This window comes from Corynebacterium sp. ACRPQ (genome assembly GCF_022347225.1).
Classification (GTDB): Bacteria; Actinomycetota; Actinomycetes; order Mycobacteriales; family Mycobacteriaceae; genus Corynebacterium; species Corynebacterium tuberculostearicum_D.
In genome coordinates this window covers 33,794-50,352 of the sequence record NZ_JAKRNF010000001.1, presented here as the reverse complement: position 1 = coordinate 50,352, position 16,559 = coordinate 33,794, and the positions used below count along the sequence as shown (strand labels likewise).

The window sequence follows — 16,559 nt, the reverse complement described above, 5'->3', positions numbered from 1 at the left end:
GTCACGCGCTATAGCCTAGCCCCTCTCCCCCTCCTCGGGGGAATCTTCGCTTGAGGAGTCCTGCTCACTCTCCCCCATTTGGTCCTTGAGCTGTTGGCTCAGCGGCTTGGCGACGCCCCTTTCATCGCCCTCCTTAGCCTCTTCCGGCCGCTCCGCTACTTCGTCGGCTGGAGTGCCCTCTTCTTTCTGCTCTTCTTCCGGTTCCTCCGCGGCCGCGTCAGGTGCAGTATCTTCGGGCTCGTCCTCGACTACCTCGGCGTCAACGATTTCCGGATCGGTGATGGGCTCTCGCTCCGGTTCGGTGGGAGCCTCGTCGGCATCGGCAGCGGGTTCGTCGGCGTATTCATCGGCGGGGGCCGCACCGGGTGCCGTGCGGGCCGCGCGCCACGCCACGAAGGCGAAGCCTGCGGCAACGGCGCAACCAACGACGGCCATCCACAGGGCGGTGAGGCCTGCGGCAGTCCACAGCTGCGGGCCGGTCGCGCCGTAGTAGCCAAGGTCACCGCTAACAAGGAAGCAGGCAACCAGCATGATTACTGCGGCGGCCACCGTGGCTACTAATACGTCCTGAAAGCTCGGACGCTTCTTGTACAACGAATAGATTGCAGCTCCGAGGGGGACGATCAATAGCGCCACCGCCCAGCTGGGCGAGGATGCTGGAATGCCGCCGGTAATCGGCAGCGGCGGCAGCGGCACGAGGTGGGCGCTAAAGAGGCTCACCGAGCCTTCGCCTACGGAAAACTCCGAGCCCACCAATACCGCCGCGGTGCTCACGATGGCATTGGGAATGTAGAGCACGCTCAGCAGCACGAGTCCGGCAATGCCTAAGCCGGAGATCGTAGGATAGTCATTCATCATCTCGCCCTGGCGGGAGACATTGGCAAGGAATACCACCGCGAAGACTGCGGCTGCGCCAATGGCCAGGTATGCGAGATAGCGAAGGGCGATCTGGGTGGCGTCGACAAGCGGGCGCGGCACTCCATAACGCTTGGCCAACGCCCGCCACAAGCGCCAACCCATACCGGCCGCCATGGCGGCCAGATGCAGAACAATAACGCGCAGCAACGCCTGCGCCAGATTAGGCGGAGAGACGTCATAGACCTTGCCCGCATCCCACAGCATCAGCCACGCGATGATGGTAAATACCACCGGCACGCCAAGCACGCAGGCCAGAAGAGTCAGCAGGTCCTTGACGCTGACCTTGTGTTTTACCGCGCTGCGCACCCGAACCGCCACCACCGCGGCAAGGATAAGCGCTGGCAAGGCCGGCAAGAAGGAAATATGCACATCAGCCGCAGAGACCGGGGCGAGGTTAAAGACCATCCAGGTCTCCGCCACGATGGTGTACCACCACGCCATGGGAGAGCCGGTGAGCATGAGACCGCCCAGCGCGATGGCCATAATGATAAGGACAATAACCACGTTGGGTACTGCCGCAGTGATAAGCATGCGGCGAATGCGCCCGGCTTTGGTCAACGGCGCGGGGGTACGGCGCGCCTTGGCCTTTGAGCCGGCCTTGCGGGCGACGCGCTGCGCCGATCCAGAGGGTTGGCGTGAGCCACTGGGATGAGGCGCGCGTGGGGTGCGCTGCGCGCGCACCATACGGCCCCGCGCCTGGCTACGCGGGCGGGGCGTTGACCGAGATTGGGGGCTGGTGTTTTTGTTCATCGGCGTCCACTTTGCCACCTTCCGGAAGTGAAATCGGGGTGGCGCGACGAGGCGCCCGCAAAATCACCGGCGGCAACCCCTGTACCTGGGCTACACAAATATATAAGGAGTTTAAAATCTACCCTGGTTTCACACCCTTAACTCTGGCTGTAATACTATGAAGGAAAGGCCGCTAGTTTTGCGTGACGCACGCGGAGATCGCGTGGGATCTTTATCGCACTAAAATTATTCTGGGGCCACATGTTGCCTGCTCGTGGACAATTTCCCCGAGAGGGGCCTGAAAGTTTCTTAATTTGGGTTGCTGTTATCTTTTCGAGACGCTACTGTTACATCTCGTTGGTAACAAGAAGGTCACAATCTCGTAACTAACTCGGTGGGGACGTAACACCCGTTCTGCGCAGATTGTGAAAATAATGACGAAAGAAGACCTAATGCGAAGCAAAGTTCAGCGTGGCGCCGGCCGCCATCGCAAGATTGTCACCTCGCAGACCGCGAAGGGCCGCATTGCCGTAATGACGGTTGCGGCAGGTGCAGTTTCCACCGCCGGCGTTGGTGGCGCAGCCGCCGCAAACATCCAGTCCGATGACGCAGCCACCACCAAGACGCAGTCCGTTGACTTCGAGCTCGCCTCTGACTCCACCCAAGTTGAGGATGCCGCTGCGAATCCTGTTGATACCACCCCGCAGATCCTCAACGTTGCCGAGGCAAAGCCAGTTGCCGATCTAACCGATCAGCTCAATAAGGCCATCCAGGCTTCTGAAGAGCGCGCCGCTGCCGACGAAGCTGCTCGCGCACCGTCCGTAGCTCGCCCGGCCGAGGGCGCATTCACATCCCCATTCGCTATGCGCTGGGGCACCTTCCACAAGGGCATCGACATCGCCAACTCTCCCGGCACCCCAATCCTTGCCGTTATGGACGGCACCGTCATCGACTCCGGCCCAGCTTCCGGCTTTGGCCAGTGGATCCGCATCATGCACGATGACGGCACCATGACCGTCTACGGCCACATGCAGACCCTTGACGTTGCCGTGGGCGAGCACGTCCACGCCGGCCAGAAGATCGCTGGCATGGGCTCGATGGGCTTTTCCACCGGCTCCCACCTCCACTTCGAAGTTCACCCGAACGGTGGCGAGGCAATCGATCCGCAACCTTGGCTGGCTGAGCGCGGCATCGATATCTAAAGAGCCGCACACCGACTACCTTCTTGTTGAGCGCTGCAGAGAACTTCTCTGCAGCGCTTTGTCATGCCCACAGATACTCTCCCGTCACCTAGTGCACTCGCCCGGAAGATAGGATTGCATCAACTGCGCTCCAGACCGCCCCAAGGGCGCACTACACCGCGCTTGGCGCCGCCTGAGTACTCCGCTGCCACTAGCGAACACAGCACCAGCTAGACCCTCACCACGACCCCATAAAGGCGCCAGAAGCACATTCAGGCAAGTCCAGTGCGCAGACTTGTCGCAGGTGAGTGGATATTTTTAGCTTGCAGCCGCCGATACCGCACGAGACGGCAGCCCCAAGCCTTGGGCGCCACCCCCAAGGTCCACCCCCAGACCCTAAACCAGTACTTTACAGACGCCACTCCAATCACATTGGTAACACGCGCAACAAGCTGGCATGTTCGAATAATTTCGAATTATTTCCACCTCTACCAGCGTTTTTTAAGATTGCGCGGGCCGTTCGGGCGGGCTAACTTTTAACTCGTTGCCACAAGCGATTTCGGACGCAAGCATTTCAGCTTTCGGCGTGTCGCGGTTGGCAGTTGCAAGACGCCGCCCTCACTAGGGCACAAGCGTCCCGAGACCATGCACAGCCATGAAAAGGACTTAAGATATGAAGCGCATGAACCGCGCACGCAAGAACGTGGCGCTGAGCATCGTTACACTCGGCACCGTACTTGCTACCGGCACCACCGCTTTTGCTGCAGAGCCAGTGGCTAGCGTGGACGTATCGGACGGCTCCTCCGAGCCCACCGCTACCAATGTAGATAACGCCGGAGTGGTCGACGCCCTTGTTGGCCTAGCCACCACCTCGGTTGGCCTGCTCAACGGCGAGGCTACCCCGCAGGTAGATGGAAACGAATCCGGCGGAGTAAATATCGTCTTGGATCCTGGTTCTGTACCGGGATTGAAGGAAGCATTCGCTCCACAGGGAAATCACTCCGGACTCACCACGAAGCGCGGCAAGGACTCCGCGGGCAATACCGTGGTCTTTCCTACCTCCGGCACACTTACTTCTGGCTTTGGCCAGCGTTGGGGCACGATGCACAACGGAATCGACGTAGCTAACCCGGTGGGCACCCCGATTCACGCGGTTATGGACGGCACCGTCATCAACTCCGGCCCAGCGCAGGGCTTTGGCAACTGGATCCGCATCCAGCACGATGACGGAACCATCTCCGTCTACGGCCACATGCCGGCAGACCAGCTCAAGGTAAATGTGGGCGAGCGCGTGACCGCGGGGCAGGAAATCGCCGGCATTGGCAACGAGGGCCACTCCACTGGCCCGCACCTCCACTTTGAGATTCACCCAGGCGGAGGCGCCCCCGTTGACCCAGTTTCCTGGTTCAACGAGCGCGGCATTTCGGTCTAAAGCTTTTCCATCGGCACTCCGCCGATGAGCATCAGCCGGACCTTACCGGAAGAACCAAAGTCCACGGTGACCGTGGCGCGCTTGCCGGAGCCGGACGTCTCAATGACAGTTCCGAGCCCGTACTTAGCGTGATTGACGCGGTCACCCACGGCTAGGTTGAGGTTATTGTTCTTAGGCATCGAGGTCGCCGCCGGCTTGCTGGTGCGCTGCGATGGGGAAGACGCAGCGCGCCCTGCACCGCGCGCCCCAGACCTGGAACCACCACTGCCCCACCCGGACCAATCGCGGCCGTAGGAGCGACCATATTGGTAGTCGTCCTCGCCCCACGCTCCGGTCAGGGAGCTATCGGAGTCTTCGCGCCGCCAGTTGATGAGGTCTTCTGGGACCTCGCCGAGGAAGCGGCTGGCGGGATTAGTCACCGGATTGCCCCACGCCGAGCGCAAAATGGCGCGGGTAAGATACAACTGCTCGCGAGCGCGGGTAATACCTACATAGGCGAGGCGGCGTTCCTCGCTTAATTCCTTCGGGTCACCCAGTGAGCGCATATGCGGGAATTGGCCATCCTCCCAGCCGGTCAAAAAGACCACGGGGAACTCAAGACCCTTTGCGGTGTGCAAAGTCAGCATGGTGACCACACCAGTCTCGGAATCAGGGATCTGGTCAGCATCAGCCACCAGCGATACCTTTTCCAGGAATGCCTGCAGCGAACCGGGCGCGGCTTCGCCCTCCTCTACTAGCTCGGAGGGGTCCACTGCATCCGCACCGGAGGCGGCAAGCTGGTTGGCCGCCTCCGAGGTGAATTCGCGAGCCACCGATACCAACTCGTTCAAGTTATCTAGGCGGGCACCGTCCTGCGGGTCATTCGAATTTTCCAATTCCGCCTTGTATCCCGTGGCATCCAAAATGGCGGAAAGCAGCTCGCCCAAATCCGGTTGGCCGGTAACCTCATCGCGCATGGACGGGATCTGATTGCGGATACCCTCCATCATGTCGTTGAATTTGGTTACTGCGTTAATGGCCCGGGTGCCAAGGCCAGGGACGTCGCCCCGAGGGACATCGGCAAGCGCCTTGCCAAAGCTAATGCCGTGGTTTTCCGCATGGAGGGCAATATGCCCCTGCGCCTTGTCACCAATGGCACGCTTGGGCACGTTGATGATGCGGCGCAGACTTACCGTATCGTCCGGGTTATCCAAGATGCGCAGGTAGGCCACCATGTCGCGGATTTCGCGCCGCTCATAAAAGCGCGTGCCACCCACCACCTTGTACGGAATTCCGGAGCGAATGAAGATATCTTCCAGCGCACGGGAGGCGTTGTTGGTGCGGTACATGACCGCGATATCGGAATAGCTGCGGCCCCTATCCGCCAAGGAGTCGATTTCAGAGGCGATGAAGCGCGCCTCGTCGTGCTCATTATCGGCAACGTAGCCTACGATCTGCTCGCCCTCACCGTGGGCGGTCCACAGGTTCTTCTCGCGGCGGTTCTCATTCTTGGCAATAACAGCATTGGCCGCGTTGAGAATGGTCTGCGTGGAGCGGTAGTTCTGCTCCAGCAAGATGGTGTGCGCCTGCGGGTAGTCGCGCTCGAATTCCTGAATATTGCGGATGGTGGCCCCGCGGAAGGCATAAATGGACTGATCGGAATCGCCCACGACGCATAGCTCCGGCGCATCCGGACCGAGCTCTCCCCTGCCCACGAGCGCAGCAACCAGCGCGTACTGGGCGTGGTTGGTGTCCTGGTACTCGTCAATAAGCACATGCTTAAAGCGCCGGCGATAGAAATCCACCACCTGCTGGTGCTGGGTGAAAATCCGCACCACCTCACCGATGAGATCATCAAAGTCCACGGCATTGGCCGCGCGAAGACGGCGCTGGTATTCGGCATAGACCTGGGCCACGGTGGTCTCAAATGGGTTCTTGGTCTGCTGCGCCTTCTCCAGCGCGGATTCGGGACCGATGAGCTCATTTTTGTGATTAGAAATCTGATTAGCCAGCACGCGCGGGGTGTACTTCTTTAGATCCAGCTGCATGTCCTTAGCAATCATGGACAATAGCCGGCGGGCATCATCGCCATCGTAAATGGTGAAGTTGGTATTAAGCCCCGGCACCAGCTGCGCATTTTGGCGCAAGATGCGCACACAGATGGAGTGGAAGGTAGATACCCACATGCGCTCGGCCACGGGGCCTACCAGCCCGCCCACGCGCTCCTTCATTTCCGCTGCGGCCTTATTAGTAAAAGTAATGGCGAGGATCTCCCACGGGTTTACCCCGCGATGGCGCATGAGATAGGCAATGCGGCGGGTAAGCACGGCGGTCTTGCCAGAACCGGCGCCGGCCACGATGAGCAGCGGGCTGCCCGAGTGGGTAACGGCCTCTAGTTGCTGTGGGTTGAGGCCCTCGGTCAAGGCATCGGGGGATTCGGATTGCGGGCTCGCTGCGCGCGGTGCGCCAAAGCCGCCAAAGGGGCTAGGGTTCGAGGCACCGTCGGTGGACGGGGAAGGGCTAAAAGGAGAGTTTTCGTTCATAATGCCTTCCAACCTACTAGCCCCACCGGACACGACCCGTATCCGCCGTGCGAGCTGCTATTTCCTTTTGCGCGGGCGGGTGGCACAATATGGTCTTATGACCGCAGAAGATAACAAGGACATCGTCGATAACGGCCTGGACATCCGCACCCCTTCGGGAACGGATGATCCCCTATCTGATGCGGAGATCCAACAGTATCGCGAAGAAATCAACCGCATGGACCGCATCATCTTGGATGCCGCCAAGCGCCGTACGGAAGTTTCCCAAGCCATTGGCCGTACCCGCATGAACTCCGGCGGCACCCGCTTGGTCCACACCCGCGAGATCGCCATTTTGAATCAGTTCCGCGATGAACTCGGTGAGGAAGGACCCACCATCGCCTCGGCGCTGCTGCGCATGGGGCGCGGCCGGCTGGGTTAGCCGAATAATTACTGGCCAGCCGATACTATGCAGTACCCTGAATTAGCATGAATGCAGTTCTCGTCGCCGTCATTGTCATGCTCGTGCTCGCCCTCCTGCGCGTGCATGTGGTGGTAGCGCTCTTCCTAGGCGCCATCGTCGGCGGGCTCCTGTCGGGCATGGGGCTTGATGCCACCATGGTCGCCTTCCAAGACGGCTTGGGCGGCGGCGCCAAGATTGCCCTAAGCTATGCCCTCTTGGGCGCTTTTGCCATGGGCGTGGCCTCGGCCGGGCTGCCACAGGTCCTGGCTAACTTCCTCATCCGCAAGCTCGGCGGCAGCGGCGAAGCAGACCCCAAGACCGCCCTGGCCACCAAGTGGATGCTCATCCTCGGGCTCATCGCCATGTCCGTGATGAGCCAGAACCTCATCCCGGTCCACATTGCCTTCATCCCGCTCATCATCCCGCCGCTGCTGACGGTGATGAATAAGCTGCGCCTGGACCGGCGGCTGATTACTACCTGCCTGACCTTCGGCCTTATCACCACCTACATGTTCATTCCGGTGGGCTTCGGCTCCATTTACTTGAACGATATCCTGCTCTTTAATATCCAGCAGGCGGGGCTTGATACCTCCGATATCAATATCATGCAGGTCATGGGCGTGCCGGCGCTCGGTATGCTGGCCGGCCTACTCATCGCTATCTTCTTTAGCTACCGCAAACCGCGCGACTATGAAAACTTGCCCATCGCCGCTGAGGAGCACCAAGAGGCCCCCTCTGCCTATAAGGTGTGGGTGTCCGTCGTGGCCATCATTGCCACCTTTGCGGTGCAGATCGTCATGCAGGCTCTCGACTTCGAGTCCGATGGCCTCATGGTCGGCGCGCTGACCGGCCTGGGAATTTTGCTGCTTACCGGCGCGGTGGATTGGAAGCACGCGGACGATGTCTTTACCAATGGCATGAAGATGATGGCTCTTATCGGATTCATCATGATCACCGCCCAGGGTTTTGCCTCGGTTATGACGGCCACCGATGAGGTCGGCCCGCTGGTGGATGCCACCGCCAACCTCTTTGGCACCAATAAGGTCCTCTCCGCCGGCGCGATGCTGGTGGTAGGCCTCGTGGTCACCATGGGCATCGGCTCGTCCTTTTCCACCCTGCCCATCATTTCCGTTATCTATGTGCCGCTGTGCATGTCGTTGGGCTTTAGCCCCGCGGCCACCGTGGCGCTTATTGGCACGGCAGGCGCGCTTGGCGACGCCGGCTCTCCCGCCTCCGACTCCACCCTCGGCCCCACCGCGGGCCTCGGCGCGGACGGACAGCACGACCACATCCGCGACTCGGTCATTCCCACCTTCATCCACTTCAATATTCCGCTGCTTATCGCCGGCTGGGCAGGCGCGCTCATCCTCTAAAAGGCCCCGACGCGGTGGCGCTTTCTGGACTACGGTGGGAGGGGTACATGTTGCCAATGCGCTAGTTGCCAGAAAGGCCTACCACCATGGATATCACCGCATCTGCCCAGTGGAGCGAGCTCGCGAAGGTATATGAGGACAAGAAGGACCTCAACCTCCGCGAGCTTTTTGCCGCCGATGCAGACCGCGCCCGCAACTTCACCTTCGACGCCGCCGGGCTGCACGTCGATCTGTCGAAGAACCTGATCGACGGGGACATCGTCAAGCAGCTGGTGGAGGTAGCCAAGGCCGCCGACCTTGAGGCCCGCCGCGACGCCATGTTCGCCGGCGAGCACATCAACAACACCGAGGACCGCGCCGTGCTGCATACCGCGCTGCGCATCCCGGCCGAAGATGACTTGAGCGTCGATGGCCAGGACGTTGCCGCCGATGTCCACGAGGTCTTGGGCCGCATGCGTGATTTTGCCACCGCGCTGCGCTCCGGCGCTTGGCTGGGGCACACCGGCCACACCATCAAAAAGGTGGTCAACATCGGCATCGGCGGCTCCGACCTTGGTCCGGCCATGGCGGCCAAGGCACTGCGTTCCTATGAGGTCGCTGGCATCTCCGCTGAGTTCGTCTCCAACGTTGACCCGGCCGATATGGCCGCCACGCTCGATGGCCTGGATGCAGAATCCACCCTATTCATCATCGCCTCCAAGACGTTTACCACTCAGGAGACGCTGACCAATGCGCACGCTGCGCGCCGCTGGCTCATCGAGCAATTCGATGGTGATGAATCCGCCGTGGCCAAGCACTTCGTCGCCGTGTCCACCAATGCGGAGAAGGTAGCCGAGTTCGGCATCGATACCGAGAACATGTTCCCATTCTGGAACTGGGTCGGCGGCCGCTACTCTGTGGATTGCGCCATCGGCTTGTCCCTCATGTGCACCATCGGCCCGATGGACTTCATGCGCTTCCTCGAGGGCTTCCATGCCATGGACGAGCACTTCCGCACCGCACCGCTGGAAGAAAACATCCCCGCGCTCATGGGCCTCCTTGGCGTCTGGTACACCAACTTCTTCGGCGCCCAGACTCACGCCGTGCTGCCCTATTCGCAGGACCTCGGCCGTTTCCCGGCCTACCTGCAGCAGCTGACCATGGAATCTAATGGCAAGTCCGTGCGCCGCGACGGCACCGCGGTCACCGTCCCGTCCACCGGCGAAATCTACTGGGGGGAGCCGGGCACCAATGGCCAACACGCCTTCTTCCAGCTCATGCACCAAGGCACTCGCCTCATCCCGGCGGACTTTATTGGGTTCGCCCGCCCGAAGCAGGACTTCCCCACCGCCGATGGCTCCGGGTCCATGCATGATCTGCTCATGGGCAACTTCTTTGCGCAGACCAAGGTGCTGGCCTTTGGCAAGACCGCTGAGGAAATCGCGGCCGAGGGCGTTGACGAGGCCGTCGTGCCGCACAAGGTCATGCCGGGCAACCGCCCGACCACCACCATCCTGGCTGAGGAGCTGACCCCCGCCGTGCTCGGCGCGCTCATCGCCCTCTACGAGCACATCGTGTTCACCCAGGGCGTCATCTGGGATATCAACTCCTTTGACCAGTGGGGCGTGGAGCTGGGCAAGCAGCAGGCCAATGACTTGGCCCCAGCCGTCTCCGGCGCTGCGGCCGCCGACTCCGGCGACCAGTCCACCGATGAGCTCATCGGTTGGTACCGCTCCAACCGCTAAAGGCTCACTTTTAGCCGCGTTATCCCCTCCCACCCACTCGGCGGAGCGGATAACGCGGCTGTTTTATGGCCTCTTCGGCCCACCGCGATGCAAGACAAGCACGTTCTGCCCAAAATCAGCGCGACATTGGGCGAAACGTGCTTGTTTTGTTAGTGGCCCGCGGAGCTTAGAGCTTGACCATCGGCTCCCAGCCGAATGGAATTTCCTCCGAGTTCACAATTCGGCGGCCGAACGGGAAGCAGGTCACCGGGATCATCTTCAGGTTGGCCAGGGCGGCCGGGATGCCCACGATGGTCACTACCTGTGCCGCCGCGGTGGTGACGTGGCCAATGGCCAGCCACAGGCCGGCGACCAGGAACCAGACGATGTTGGAGAAGGTGGACATGGAGCCACTGCCCTTGACCGGCTGCACCACCGAGCGGCCGAATGGCCACAGGGCGAAATTAGCCATGCGGAACGACGCCACGCCCGCTGGAATGGTGACGATAAAGATGCAGGCGATAATGCCAAAGAGGAAGTAGGCCAAGGCTAGGAGGAACCCGCCGGTGATGAACCAAATGATATTGAGAAGGGTACGCATAGCCTCCACCCTAGCGGGCTACGCCGCGGGGTGAAGCGGCTGGCAGTGCGGGCACCACCAGATGATGCGCTCGAGTTCGCCTTCGTCGCCGCCCTGGTCCACGCCGCCGAGCGCGCCCTTGGTAATGAACGTGCCGCAGCGGCGGCAGCGCTTGCGATTGCGGCCGAAGACATAGGTGGTCTCCCCGACGCGGCGCACACCGGTGGTCACGCGCACCGGGGAGGTGCGGTTAGCCCACATGATGCGCCGGGAAATATCGAGGATGCGGGCGGTATCGACCTCGGCTACCGGCGTGGCGGGGTGCACGCCGGCCAAGAAACAGGCCTCGGCGCGGTATTCATTGCCGATTCCTGCAACGACCTTCTGATCGAGCAGCGCCGCGCCGATGGCGCGCTGCGGCCGGGAGTTGAGCCGGCGCAGGGCTTCCTCGCGGTCCCAGTCGGAGTCGAGGATATCCGGACCGAGGTGGGCGATGCGCTGGTGGTAGTGGTCGGCGGGATAGATGTCCACGAAGCCCAGCTGGTGGCCAACGACCTCGATATCGCGCGGGGCGTTGGCTAGCTGCAGCACGATGCGGGCGGTATGCCCAGGCTTGCGCCAGCGATCGCCTGCGTAGTGGATGGCCCAAGTGCCTTCCATCTTGAGGTGGGTGTGCACGATGGTCTGGTCGAATTGCATGAATAGGTGCTTGCCGTAGGGCCAGACGCGCTCGCACACCATGCCGTCGAGGTGAACGGTGGCGTAGCGCGGCACGCGGACGGAGCAGCCGGTGACTTCGCGGCCGGCCATGAACTGCAGTCGGTTGGATAGCTGCAGGACGGAATCGCCTTCGGGCATAACACCTCCTGTGGATCTTTAGCGGCGGTACCCGCCGCGCGGGCGGAAACCACCATTATTGCGCGAAGCGGGCGGTGGATCATCAAAGCTGAGCTCTTCGATGGCCTCGGAGGCCCGGCGGCCTGCGCGCGGTGTGCGCGGGGCGGCGGCGCGAGCGGAGATGCGCACGCCCTTCGGCGTAATCCCGGCGCCGGCGTCGCGCAGGTGGGCCGCCACATCGGTTTTATGGATGGGGCTGCCATTGCACTTTTCGACGACCAACGGCGACAGCACTCCCCTCGCCACCATATCCGTGAGCGCGGAAACCACGCGGGGATATACCTCGGCGGGGTCGATGCCATCGGGCAGCGATTCGATAAAGGTGGTGAGGGTTTTGCCGCCGCGGGTGAGGTGGGCGATGGGGAGGCCGTCGATAAGCACCACCAGCGCACCGGCCGAACGGGTGGGCCCGCCGGTGGCCTTGCCGTCGGCGTCGTCGCGCTGCGGCCAGGGCAGGGCCGCACCGTATGGGTTGGCCGGGTCGCAGGCGGCGAGAACGAAGGTCTCGGGCTCGGTGGTGCCAGAGGGCCAGCCGGTCACGTCCGGGGAATCGGCCAAGCCGCGCAGGCGGTCGATGATGGCGGGGGTGGAGAATTGCGCGGCGCCGAGCCCATCGATGACGTAGCCGCGCATGGCCTTGCCGGATTCCTCAAAACCGGAGAGCACCTTATAGGCCAGTGCGAAACCGCCGAGCACGTCTTCGGCCACGACAGAGCCGCGGGTGAGCACGCCGTAGCGGTCGAGCCAGGCCTCGCCGTGGGCGACGGACCGGGAGGTGGCATCGGTAGAGGCTGGTACCGCGAGCGACCACCGGCCCATGACATCGGGCGGGGTCCCCGTGCCTGCGGCGTTCTGCGCCTGGGCGAAGGAGGTGCGCCCCATGCGCAGGCGGGATCGGGTGGGCCGCCGCTTCGAGCGATGCGCGGTGCGGCCTGAGCGCGAGCCGCCGGAAGACAGTCGAGTGCGAATAGGCGCGAAAGAATCGGGGCTTACCAGGCCCATCTCTACTAGCCCCCAGAGGGCCTCGCGGGTCTCCTCGGTGGTACCGGGGGCCTCGGCGGCAATATCGGCAAAGAGGAAGCCACCGCCGCGGCCGAGGACATCGAGGATGGAGCGCTGCACCATGCTGACGCCCTCGGCATCCGTTTCCGGGGCGAGTTGAGCAGCATAGTCTGAGGGCAACAGCATGATCCAGGGGTCGGCCGCGCCGGCCTTGCCAGCACCCACAATGAGCACCTCGCCATTGGAGGTGAGCTCATCGAGCATGGTGGGTGAATAATCGCCCACCCGAGCGGGCAGGATGAGCGATTCCCACGCGGAGGCGGGCAGGCGCACCCCGGCGAGCTGTTCGATGACGGAAAAGACGCCATCGGCGCCGCGCAGGGCAGGGCGCTTTCCGGCTGGTGCGATGCTATGCCACTCCGGCAAGAAGCGGGCGAAGGTAGCGCCCGAGACCGGCTCGGTGGCAGCCCTAGCTGCGGCGAGCGAGCGCGAGCGAATCGTCTTGAGCACCGCCGCGGCGCAGTACTCCTGCTCCTCCACTCCCTGGCGGTAGCGGCCTTCTACTACCCCATCGAGAGCGCCGAGGACGGTGTGCGCGGCGGAGACGGAAATGCCGAAGGCTTCGGTGAGATCGCGCAGCACAAACGGACCGCGCGTGCGCGCCCACCGCGAGACCAACTGCGGTAAGGCATCGGAAATGGTGGCCACCTGGGCGGGGATACCGGGAGGAATGGGGATACCCAGGGCGTCGCGAAGCAGGGGTGCGTCCTGGGCTTGGGCTAGGTGCTCGCGCCCGCCAATGCGCACGCGCATAATCCGGGTGCCCAGTTTGTCCAGGGCGGATAGCGGGACGTCGGCGTGCTCGCCCAGCTCGTCGACGGGAATCGGCCCCAGCACGCGCAGCACGTCCGCTACTTCTTCGGTGGTGCGGGCCCGGCGCGAGGGATCGGTGCGCTGAAGCTGGGCGTGAACCTCGGCGATGATCTCCGGATCCAGTAACTCGCGCAGCTCTACCGTGCCCAGCAGCTTGGCCAAAAGCGCTGGGTCGAGGGCCAAGGCGGCCGCGCGCTTTTCCGCCAACGGGGAATCGCCCTCGTACATGAACGCGCCGGTGTAGTTAAACAGCAACGAGGAGGCAAAGGGCGAGGGCTGCTCGGTGGTGACCTCCGCGATGCGGATGCGGCGGTGGCCCAGCTCCCGCATGACCTCCGTAAGCGCCGGCACATCGTAGACGTCTTGGACGCACTCGCGCACCGTCTCCAAGATGATGGGAAAGGACGGATACTTGCGGGCAACGTCCAATAGCTGCTCGGCGCGCTGGCGCTGCTGCCACAACGGCGCGCGCTTGCCGGGATTGCGCCTGGGCAAGAGCAGCGCGCGGGCCGCGCACTCGCGGAACCGGGAGGCAAAGAGCGCGGAATTGCCCACTTGCTCGGCCACGATATCGGCAATCTCATCGGCATCGAAGGCAAAGATGGATCCATCGGGCTCGGATTCGGCCTCCGGCAGGCGCAGCACGATTCCATCATCGCCGGCCACCGCCTGCGGGTCCATGCCGGTGCGCTCGCCCACCCGGGCGCCTACCGCAAGCGCCCACGCGGAGTTGACCGGCCGGCCAAACGGGGTATGCAGCACCACGCGCCAATCGCCCAGCTCATCGCGGAAGCGCTCGAGCACCAGAGTCTTTTCATCCGGGATAACACCGGTGGCCTCGTTCTGCTCCTGCAGGTAGGCCACGATATTGGAGCGCGCATTATCATCGGCATCCGCGATAACTTCCGGCGAGCTAAAGACCTCGCGGCGATACTCACCTAGCGCCTTGCCCAACTCATAGGGGCGGCCCGCGCCATCGCCATTCCAAAATGGCAGGCGCCCGGTATGCCCCGGCGCGGGCGTGACCAATACCTGGTCGCGCGTGATGTCTTCGATGCGCCAACTGGTAGCGCCCAAGGTGAACACATCGCCCACCCGGGACTCATAAACCATCTCCTCATCCAGCTCGCCCACCCGGCGCGGAGCGCCACCGGAGCCCTCGCCCGAGCCGGTATAGAGGAATACTCCGAACATGCCCCTATCCGGAATCGTGCCACCGCTGGTCACGGCCACGCGCTGGGCGCCAGGCCGCGCGGTCATCACTCCCGTCACTCGGTCATAGACCACGCGGGGTTTAAGTTCAGCAAAGTCCGTGGACGGGTACACGCCGCTGACCAAGTCCAGCACGGAGTCATAGACTTCGCGCGCCAGATCGCGGTAAGGCCAGGCCCGGCGGACCATCTCGTACCACTCATCGGCATCGAGCCCATCGTCCCCGGCCGCGGCCACCGCCGCCACCGTCTGCTGCGCCAGCACATCCAGCGGGTTGCGCGGGGTATGCATCTCCTCAATGAGGCCTGCGCGCATGCGCGCTACCGTCAGCGTGGACTGCACCAGATCCGCCCGGTGCTTGGGATAAAAGGAGCCATGCGATACCGTGCCCACAAAGTGCCCGGCGCGGCCCACTCGCTGCAGGCCGGAGGCCACGGAGGGCGGAGATTCCACCTGCACCACCAGCTCCACGGCTCCCATATCGATGCCCAGCTCCAGCGAGCTCGTGGCCACCACGGCCTTGAGCGTGCCCTCCTTCAGCATCGTTTCTGTCATCGCGCGCTCGTCCTTGGACACCGAGCCGTGGTGGGCGCGGGCGATGACGGCCGGGGCCTTGCCGGCGACGTCGACCTGCTTCATCAGCTGGGCCGGGTCGCGGCGGGTCTCCGGCGAGAGCGATTCCGGATCGTGTTCGGCCGCATAGAGCTCATTGAGCCGGCTGGTCAGCCGCTCGGCGGTGCGGCGGGAATTGACAAATACCAACGTGGAGCGGTGCGCCATGATCTCCGCATAGAGGTCATCCTCTATATACGGCCAGATGGACTTGGCCGTGGGCAGCGCGGATTCATCCACGGAAGGCGCGCTAATCCCGATGGCATCATCCACGGTCATCTCCCCGATGGTGGAGCCCTGCTCCGGCGTGGGGAGATCGGACATATCCTCCACGGGCACGTGCACGTCCAGCTGCCACTTCTTTTCCGCGGCTGGGGCCACGATCTCTACCGGCCGGTTGCCACCCAAGAAATTCGATACCGCAGACAGCGGCCGCACGGTGGCGGAAAGACCGATGCGCTGGAAGTCCCCCGCCACCTGCTGCAGGCGCTCCAAGGTCAGCGCTAGGTGCACGCCACGCTTGGTGCCGGCCAAGGCGTGGATCTCATCGATAATGACGGTATCCACCGTCTTCAAAATCCCCGCCGCCTTGGAGGTCAGCATCAGATAGGCCGACTCCGGGGTGGTGATCAAGATATCCGGCGGCTTGCGCACCTGCCGCGCACGCTCAGCAGACGGCGTATCGCCCGAGCGCACGCCTACCGATATATCCGGCACGTCCAGCCCTAGGTTCTCCGCGGTGCGCGCAATACCGGTCAGCGGGGCGCGCAGGTTATTTTCCACGTCCACGCCCAGCGCCTTGAGCGGCGAGATATACAGCACCTTCACCCCGGCGGCGGATCCAGCAGTCCCTGAGCCCACCGGCAGCGCCAGCTGGCCTCCGCGCTCGACCAAATTATTCAGCGCCCACAAGAACGCGGCGAGCGTCTTACCGGAGCCGGTAGGGGCGACTACGAGGGCGTGCTCGCCGCGGGAAATCTTCTCCCAGGCCTGCGCCTGCACGGCAGTGGGGGCGGCAAATACATCCCGAAACCACTGCGCTACTTGGGGCCGGAAGCGGTCGAGGATGTTTTCTGGCATGCC

Annotated in this window: 10 protein-coding genes; 5 read left to right on the top strand and 5 right to left on the bottom strand. The window is 63.0% G+C overall.

Features of this window, described 5'->3' with window-relative positions; translation table 11 throughout:
* Positions 1-15: 15 nt before the first annotated feature.
* On the bottom strand, positions 16-1,602 hold the full coding sequence (locus MHY24_RS00230; RefSeq protein ID WP_239227959.1) for a DUF6350 family protein: 1,587 nt from the start codon (positions 1,600-1,602) through the stop codon (positions 16-18).
* Between the two features lie 497 nt (positions 1,603-2,099).
* On the opposite strand from MHY24_RS00230, the gene MHY24_RS00225 reads away from it, so the two are divergent.
* Positions 2,100-2,849, top strand: a complete 750-nt coding sequence (locus MHY24_RS00225; RefSeq protein ID WP_204609803.1) for a M23 family metallopeptidase — start codon at positions 2,100-2,102, stop codon at positions 2,847-2,849.
* 652 nt (positions 2,850-3,501) lie between these two features.
* A complete protein-coding gene (locus MHY24_RS00220; protein ID WP_204609805.1) occupies positions 3,502-4,260 on the top strand; it encodes a M23 family metallopeptidase in 759 nt (252 codons plus the stop codon).
* On the opposite strand, the gene pcrA is transcribed toward MHY24_RS00220, so the two are convergent.
* Positions 4,257-6,782: a DNA helicase PcrA gene (gene pcrA, locus MHY24_RS00215; RefSeq protein WP_239227958.1), complete on the bottom strand. Its 2,526-nt coding sequence runs from the start codon at positions 6,780-6,782 to the stop codon at positions 4,257-4,259. The two genes, MHY24_RS00220 and pcrA, sit on opposite strands and share 4 nt — an antisense overlap.
* Before the next feature lie 97 nt (positions 6,783-6,879).
* On the opposite strand from pcrA, the gene MHY24_RS00210 reads away from it, so the two are divergent.
* From MHY24_RS00210 to pgi, 3 genes are all read left to right on the top strand, one after another.
* The gene (locus tag MHY24_RS00210) at positions 6,880-7,203 is read left to right on the top strand and encodes a chorismate mutase (protein ID WP_005323805.1); all 324 of its coding nucleotides are present in this window, start codon (positions 6,880-6,882) and stop codon (positions 7,201-7,203) included.
* 47 nt (positions 7,204-7,250) lie between these two features.
* Complete coding sequence (locus MHY24_RS00205) at positions 7,251-8,597, top strand: Na+/H+ antiporter family protein (RefSeq protein WP_239227957.1); 1,347 nt, start codon at positions 7,251-7,253, stop codon at positions 8,595-8,597.
* Between the two features lie 86 nt (positions 8,598-8,683).
* The gene (gene pgi / locus MHY24_RS00200; protein WP_239227956.1) at positions 8,684-10,321 is read left to right on the top strand and encodes a glucose-6-phosphate isomerase; all 1,638 of its coding nucleotides are present in this window, start codon (positions 8,684-8,686) and stop codon (positions 10,319-10,321) included.
* Between the two features lie 166 nt (positions 10,322-10,487).
* Here the strand turns inward: pgi and MHY24_RS00195 are convergent, their stop codons facing one another.
* From MHY24_RS00195 to MHY24_RS00185, 3 genes are read right to left on the bottom strand one after another with little or no spacing between them, the layout of a single operon-like run.
* Positions 10,488-10,901, bottom strand: coding sequence for a YccF domain-containing protein (locus MHY24_RS00195; protein ID WP_239227955.1), 414 nt, complete (start codon positions 10,899-10,901; stop codon positions 10,488-10,490).
* A gap of 18 nt (positions 10,902-10,919) precedes the next feature.
* Positions 10,920-11,738, bottom strand: coding sequence for a DNA-formamidopyrimidine glycosylase family protein (locus tag MHY24_RS00190; protein WP_239227954.1), 819 nt, complete (start codon positions 11,736-11,738; stop codon positions 10,920-10,922).
* Between the two features lie 18 nt (positions 11,739-11,756).
* The gene (locus tag MHY24_RS00185; RefSeq protein ID WP_239227953.1) at positions 11,757-16,556 is read right to left on the bottom strand and encodes an ATP-dependent helicase; all 4,800 of its coding nucleotides are present in this window, start codon (positions 16,554-16,556) and stop codon (positions 11,757-11,759) included.
* Positions 16,557-16,559: the final 3 nt, after the last annotated feature.

Excerpts from the sequence above, each read along its gene's own strand:
- MHY24_RS00230 (WP_239227959.1), bottom strand. The coding sequence starts at position 1,602 with ATGGTGCGCGCGCAGCGCACCCCACGCGCGCCTCATCCCAGTGGCTCA.
- MHY24_RS00225 (WP_204609803.1), top strand. The coding sequence starts at position 2,100 with ATGCGAAGCAAAGTTCAGCGTGGCGCCGGCCGCCATCGCAAGATTGTC.
- MHY24_RS00220 (WP_204609805.1), top strand. The coding sequence starts at position 3,502 with ATGAAGCGCATGAACCGCGCACGCAAGAACGTGGCGCTGAGCATCGTT.
- pcrA (WP_239227958.1), bottom strand. The coding sequence starts at position 6,782 with ATGAACGAAAACTCTCCTTTTAGCCCTTCCCCGTCCACCGACGGTGCC.
- MHY24_RS00210 (WP_005323805.1), top strand. The coding sequence starts at position 6,880 with ATGACCGCAGAAGATAACAAGGACATCGTCGATAACGGCCTGGACATC.
- MHY24_RS00205 (WP_239227957.1), top strand. The coding sequence starts at position 7,251 with ATGAATGCAGTTCTCGTCGCCGTCATTGTCATGCTCGTGCTCGCCCTC.
- pgi (WP_239227956.1), top strand. The coding sequence starts at position 8,684 with ATGGATATCACCGCATCTGCCCAGTGGAGCGAGCTCGCGAAGGTATAT.
- MHY24_RS00195 (WP_239227955.1), bottom strand. The coding sequence starts at position 10,901 with ATGCGTACCCTTCTCAATATCATTTGGTTCATCACCGGCGGGTTCCTC.
- MHY24_RS00190 (WP_239227954.1), bottom strand. The coding sequence starts at position 11,738 with ATGCCCGAAGGCGATTCCGTCCTGCAGCTATCCAACCGACTGCAGTTC.
- MHY24_RS00185 (WP_239227953.1), bottom strand. The coding sequence starts at position 16,556 with ATGCCAGAAAACATCCTCGACCGCTTCCGGCCCCAAGTAGCGCAGTGG.